The sequence below is a fragment of the Bacteroidales bacterium genome (assembly GCA_023229505.1).
GTDB lineage: Bacteria > Bacteroidota > Bacteroidia > Bacteroidales > JAGOPY01 > JAGOPY01.
This window is the reverse complement of sequence record JALNZD010000011.1, coordinates 85457-91456: the sequence shown is the minus strand read 5'-3', so window position 1 is coordinate 91456 and position 6000 is coordinate 85457. Positions and strand designations below refer to the sequence as shown.

The window sequence follows — 6000 nt, the reverse complement described above, 5'->3', positions numbered from 1 at the left end:
CCGACTAATTTTATTTCTGTATCTTTACCCATGTTGAAGTTTTTTGGTGCAAAACAAAACTACAACATTGAGGGGAAACCATTTGGGAGTACCCTCTTTTATATTAATTTAGTCGGTCAGTAGTGATATTAAATGAGTAATAACTTTTAATTTAATTGAAATGAAAAAGAGAAACAGATTTTGGAATTACTCATTTTTAGTAATAGGCGTGTTATTAATGCTTATAAACAGTTGTAAGAAAGACGATGGCAACAATAATCTGGTAAAAGACATTGACGGCAATGTTTATCATACAGTAACCATCGGTACGCAGGTGTGGATGGTTGAGAACCTGAAAGTTACTCACTACCGGAATGGGGACTCAATTCCCAATGTCACCAATAATTTCCAATGGAACAATATCTTAACCGGGGCTTATCGTGATTACGATGATAAACCAAGCAATAACATTACATATGGCAGACTCTACAACTTTTACACTATTATAGATTCACGCCAGCTTTGCCCTGCCGGCTGGCATGTGCCCACTGATGCCGAATGGAGAATCCTGAGAGAATTATTTGGGGGTATCAATGCGGGTGGCAGTCTAAAAGAAGCTGGCACAGATCATTGGTTAAATCCTAATACGGGAGCTACTAATGTAAGCGGTTTTACAGCCCTTCCGGGTGGACTCTTTGAAATAATACCAGATAATAAATTTAAGGACATTGAAGTTAGAGGTATCTGGTGGAGTTCTACCGAGATTAAACCATATTATGCTGCATTTTGGGCCATGCTTTACAATGACCCATTTATGGCCAGCTCAAACGAAGGGAGAATTGAAAATACCGGGTTATCAATTCGTTGTTTGAAAGATTAGTTTATCTGATTACCATGTTCAGTAAAGATAGAGGATAAGAAAAGCCTCCGGTTATGCTTTTTGAAATAACGGCCTCCTGACCACGATAAAATAATGCCTTAAAATCATACAAGTACAATATTGAAAACAAAACCCAGTATCCGGATTTATCCAATAGCAATAATAGGCCTGATATTAATGGTAATAAGCGGTTGTAAGAAAGACCAGGATAAGAGTATAAGTAGTAATCCATTCAACGATAAAACTACAGCAGTTTTTAACACAAATCTGGTTTATGGAACCATGACCGATCAGGAAGGTAATATTTATAAAACGATAACTATTGGAACACAAACATGGATGGCGGAAAATTTACGTACTACGAAGTATCGTAATGGTGATTCAATTCCAAATATTACGGATAATTATGCATGGCCAAGATTAACATCCGGTGCCTATTGTAATTATCAACACAGGAATAATCCAGACTCCATTGCCACTTATGGCAGATTGTATAATGCATATGCAGCTTCGGATATCCGAAATATAGCACCTGAAGGTTGGCATGTGCCTACTGATGAAGAGTTTACAGTATTGACCACATTTCTGGGTGGCGGAAGTGTTGCTGGAGGTAAAATGAAAGAAACCGGTACTTCACATTGGATAATCCAAAACGAAGGTGCAACCAATGAAAGCGGTTTTACTGCTTTACCTGCCGGATATCGTGCCCACAGCGATGAAATTTTTACCGACCTTCATTTTGCCAGCAGTTACTGGAGCAATACTCTGATAGAAACTGACTTTGCGGCGAACCATTTATTGTATAATTACAGTGACGATTGCGTAAGCTCAACCTATTATATGTGGGGCGGGTTCTCTATTCGTCTCATAAAGGATTGAGATCATTTGGCAATTTGCTTGATTTCAATTTGGGCATAGTTTGCAAATGTTTGGGGGGTAAAGCCTTCAGGGTTCAGCTATTCTTGCCGTGTATATGAATTTGAAGGGCGTCAAACTGGGGTGATCCCGTTGGGTTTCATCAGGAAAAAACTGAAAGGGTATGAATGAAAAAGCCCCTCGATGACGATTATCATATCATAAAACCTGTTGCTCATCCCCGAAAAAACTGTGACATCTGCTTTTAAGAATATGCACGAAAATGGTGATGATAAACTTCCAAGGATCAAAATTATTCTTGGATGACATACACATAAACCATTGAAAAAAGATTTGGCACCATTCTTGCCTGACAATAATAAACCTATATAAAATGAAAAAAATCAGCTTTTCGATTATTTTCACACTTATTACAGCATTTGCCTTTGCTCAGTGGACATGGCAAAACCCATTACCGCAGGGCAACTCGCTATCATCCGTTGATTTTTATGACACCTATACAGGTTATGCCGCCGGACATCTTGGAACTATCCTGAAAACCGGGGATGGAGGCTCAACCTGGTCATTGTTAACCGGTACGACAGCCAATGATCTGTTATCAGTATTCACGATTGACGCCAATACATGTATAGCCGTGGGCGAAGGTGGAACTGCCCTGAAAACCACCGATGGAGCAGCCAGCTGGATTGCATTAAGCAGTGGAACAACGAAAAATCTGCGCTCGGTTTACTTTCCCGATGCCAATACAGGGTATGTAGTGGGTGATTCCGGAATCATCCTTAAGATCACCACCGACGACACATTATGGACCGCTTTGTCGGGTGGGATCTTTCATGATCTGAAATCAGTTTACTTCACCGATGCCAATACAGGATATGCAGTTGGAGATTGGGGAACCATTATCAAGACCGAAGATGGAGGCGCTGCCTGGACTACTTTACCGGTTATCTGGACAGATTTTGAGTTTGAATCTGTATTCTTTACGGATGAACATACTGGCTATATTGCAGGTGAACAGGGAATGGTGTTGAAAACCACCGATAGTGGTGAAAATTGGACTACAATATGGTGCGGCTCCTACAACGATCTGAAATCAATCTGCTTCACCGATGCCAACACTGGATATGTGGTGGGTGATGGTGGGATCATCTTAAAAACCGTTAATGGAGGAACCACCTGGTCAGGTTTGACTATCACCTCAAATTCGTTATCCTCCATCACCTTTACCGATGAAAATACCGGTTATGCGGTGGGTTTTAGGGGATCAATCCTGAAAACCGGCAATGGAGGTATAACCTGGAATGATCATTTAAGCGGAACAAATGATGACCTGACTTCGGTTCACTTTCCCGATGCCAACACAGGCTATGCAGTAGGATTTTATGGATCTATACTGAAAACCTCGAATGGAGGCACTGATTGGGCCGTTCTGTCGGATGGAACTACCAACAGGATTCAATCTGTATATTTTATCGATGCCAATACAGGGTATATAGCGGGTGGGTTCGGAACGATCCTGAAAACCACTGACGGAGGTATCAATTGGCTTACTTTAATGAGTGGGACTACGGACTATTTTGAATCAGTTTTCTTCACTGATGAAAATACAGGGTATGTATCCGGTCATGAGGGAACCCTCATGAAAACCACCGATGGGGGCGCATCCTGGACTGCCTTGGAAAGCGGAACAACAGGTCATTTATATTCGATTTGCTTTACAGATGCGTTAACAGGGTATGCTTCAGGAGGATTTTTTACTGAAGGGCTTGTCCTGAAAACCACGGATGCTGGAACGACATGGGATACGGTATTATATGATGCACCAAGTATCTTAATGGCGATATCCTTTCCCGATGCCAATACAGGGTATGCGGTGGGGACTCAGGGAACTATCTTAAAAACCAGTAATGGAGGCATATCCTGGACAACTTTGTCGAGTGGAACAACACGGGATTTAATGTCGGTACACTTTCCTGATTCCTATAGAGGGTACGTAGTGGGTGCAGGTGGAACTATACTGTTGACCATCAACGGAGGCGCCAACTGGATCGCTTTTCCGGCCCCGACAGAAGATTGGCTGGAATCAGTTTACTTTACTGATGCCAACACCGGGTACGCCGTGGGGGGATCTGGAACGATCCTGAAGACCATTAATGGATTACTCGTTTCTAATGAGGAATCCAGTTTACCGGGATCATGGTTCAGGATGTATCCCAACCCGGCAAATAGCAGGATCACTTTTGCCAGCAGCAAGAAGCTTCAGGGAGAAGCCATCATTCGCATTTTTAATGTTAATGGTCAACAAGTTATGAAGGGCATTTGCAAGCTTCAAGATCAGGCGGAGTTGGATGTGAGTACCTTGGCAAAAGGCATTTACATTGTTAAAATACAGACAAAGTCAGGTATTGAGTCTAAGAAGTTAGCGATTCAGTAAAATCGCAACAGGAAGACAAAAAAGAAACATGCCCATGTATTTTTGGTACAGATATTTTAGTGAAGGTGGCAAAAGGTAAGATTGATATAAACGCATTTGCATTAAAAGAACTTCAAAATAGAGGATATAATATTAATTCAGGCTTCACTTCAGGTCTTCAGCCAAGGGTTGAAAATCCTTCCGGCAGAAATAAAAGAAGCAGTCAACTGTTGACTGCCAACTGCTGACTGTTGACTTAAAAAAGTCGGGATGGTGAGATTCGAACTCACGACCTCCACGTCCCGAACGTGGCGCGCTAACCGGGCTGCGCTACATCCCGTTTTGTTTTGGGAGTGCAAAGATAAATTTTTTTATTGAATCAAAATTCAATTGTTCAAATAAATAGTGGGCTATAGGCTTCTATTTATTAGATATACCAATACCTGCAGGCTTTATATTTCTCTTTTTCGTTGTGGTTCCGCGACTGGAACGCTCCCTCGCCCCGACTTACATCGTGGCTCAGTCCGCGTCCCCAGGTCGCTCCACCACAACTGTTTTCAAACAATTCCTAGCCAGCTTTGCTAGGTATTTAAACACTGTTGCCGCATAAGCGACCTAAGCTGGTGCGGTCCCCGAACTTGTGAGGGGAATCCGACGCAGTCGGATAGCGCCAGGTTCAGTCGTGGTGCGGCAACTAGGCCTGCCCGGCCTTGGCCAAAGCAATTATTCAATCGCAGATACCTCTAAAAGCTGGAGCTTTGTATCTGGCGGACTCGGAGCGTGGGAGGTCGTATGTTGCCTGCACAATTATTATATCCACTTCAATGGAGATACTATAGTGAATGGCAGCAGGTATTTAAAGGTTTTCCAATCTACAGTCTCCCTTTATTCCGATAATGAATTTATCGGCTTGATGTATGAAGATACAATAAACCAGGAAGTTTACTTTCGCGACCCGGAAGGGAATGAAGGCTTGATTTATGATTATAGCGTTTCAGTGGGTGATACAGTTAATATTGTTAATTGTTACTATAATTATGAACGAGTTCTTGTCTGTAATGCTATCGATTCTTTGATAATTCATGAACAGTTTAAAAAGAGATTTAGGTTTTCAGTTAATTATGCTGCAAGATATGGTGAGGATGTATGGATAGAAGATATCGGGAGCATGAACGGGATATTATACCCGGGAGTCACGCTGGATGGCGGTTTCAGGGAATTCCTGTGCTATAAGTACAACGATACATTGATATATACAAATCCAATTCACCAGACATGCCAAAAGGATGCATTTTATCCGTATATAGTCCAGGAATATTATGATACGGCTTACCTGTATTATCCATATGAATTCCGGTTTCAAATTACAGACACAACTGAAATTGATAATGTAAGCTGGTATGGTTGGGAAATACCCCAAGATTTTTATTTGGACCAAGTCAATGGTATACTTGAAGGATATCCTACTCAGCTTGGTTCATTCTTTTGTGCAATAACGGTTACAAATTGGTCCTTCCATACCGATAAACTTCTGGGATACATTACAGTAGTCAATCCAACCGCAATAAATTCAATTTCTGTTGATGATAAAATTGAGCTTTCCCCGAATCCCTGCAAAGAAAAGTTGTTTATAGATATTCATTTACCAATAGACATTAAACTGAATATCACTATTTATGATGTGAGGGGACAGGTCGTAATTGAACAAACAAGACAACCAGATTCAAAGAACGCAATTGATTGCCATTCATTTCCAAGTGGAGTTTATTTTGTTAAAATAGAGGACCCTCATGGTAGGTTTGTCGCCAGAAAGAAGTTTGTTAAAATGTGAGTGAATATAAACCAGCGGGAG

4 protein-coding genes and 1 tRNA gene are annotated in these 6000 nt (G+C 41.4%); 4 read left to right on the top strand and 1 reads right to left on the bottom strand.

Going from position 1 to position 6000, the window contains the following annotated elements; all coding sequences use genetic code 11:
* Positions 1 to 160: 160 nt before the first annotated feature.
* The 3 genes from M0Q51_05855 to M0Q51_05845 all read left to right on the top strand — a co-directional run bounded on the left by M0Q51_05855 (position 161) and on the right by M0Q51_05845 (position 4169).
* Positions 161 to 859 carry a fibrobacter succinogenes major paralogous domain-containing protein gene (locus M0Q51_05855; protein ID MCK9399503.1) on the top strand — a complete coding sequence of 233 codons (699 nt, stop codon included), beginning with the start codon at positions 161 to 163 and terminating at the stop codon, positions 857 to 859.
* Between the two features lie 120 nt (positions 860 to 979).
* A complete protein-coding gene (locus tag M0Q51_05850) occupies positions 980 to 1738 on the top strand; it encodes a fibrobacter succinogenes major paralogous domain-containing protein (protein ID MCK9399502.1) in 759 nt (252 codons plus the stop codon).
* Between the two features lie 370 nt (positions 1739 to 2108).
* Positions 2109 to 4169, top strand: a complete 2061-nt coding sequence (locus tag M0Q51_05845; GenBank protein ID MCK9399501.1) for a YCF48-related protein — start codon at positions 2109 to 2111, stop codon at positions 4167 to 4169.
* A 244-nt stretch (positions 4170 to 4413) separates the two neighbouring features.
* Here M0Q51_05845 and M0Q51_05840 read toward each other — a convergent pair.
* Positions 4414 to 4488: transfer RNA gene (locus tag M0Q51_05840), tRNA-Pro, on the bottom strand.
* A gap of 573 nt (positions 4489 to 5061) precedes the next feature.
* Here M0Q51_05840 and M0Q51_05835 point away from each other — a divergent pair.
* Positions 5062 to 5979 (top strand): T9SS type A sorting domain-containing protein, encoded by a 918-nt coding sequence (locus tag M0Q51_05835; GenBank protein ID MCK9399500.1) that lies wholly within the window; start codon positions 5062 to 5064, stop codon positions 5977 to 5979.
* The last annotated feature ends 21 nt before the right edge of the window (positions 5980 to 6000 follow it).

Coding starts and splice junctions, on each gene's coding strand:
- M0Q51_05855 (MCK9399503.1), top strand. CDS start 161: ATGAAAAAGAGAAACAGATTTTGGAATTACTCATTTTTAGTAATAGGC.
- M0Q51_05845 (MCK9399501.1), top strand. CDS start 2,109: ATGAAAAAAATCAGCTTTTCGATTATTTTCACACTTATTACAGCATTT.
- M0Q51_05835 (MCK9399500.1), top strand. CDS start 5,062: ATGTATGAAGATACAATAAACCAGGAAGTTTACTTTCGCGACCCGGAA.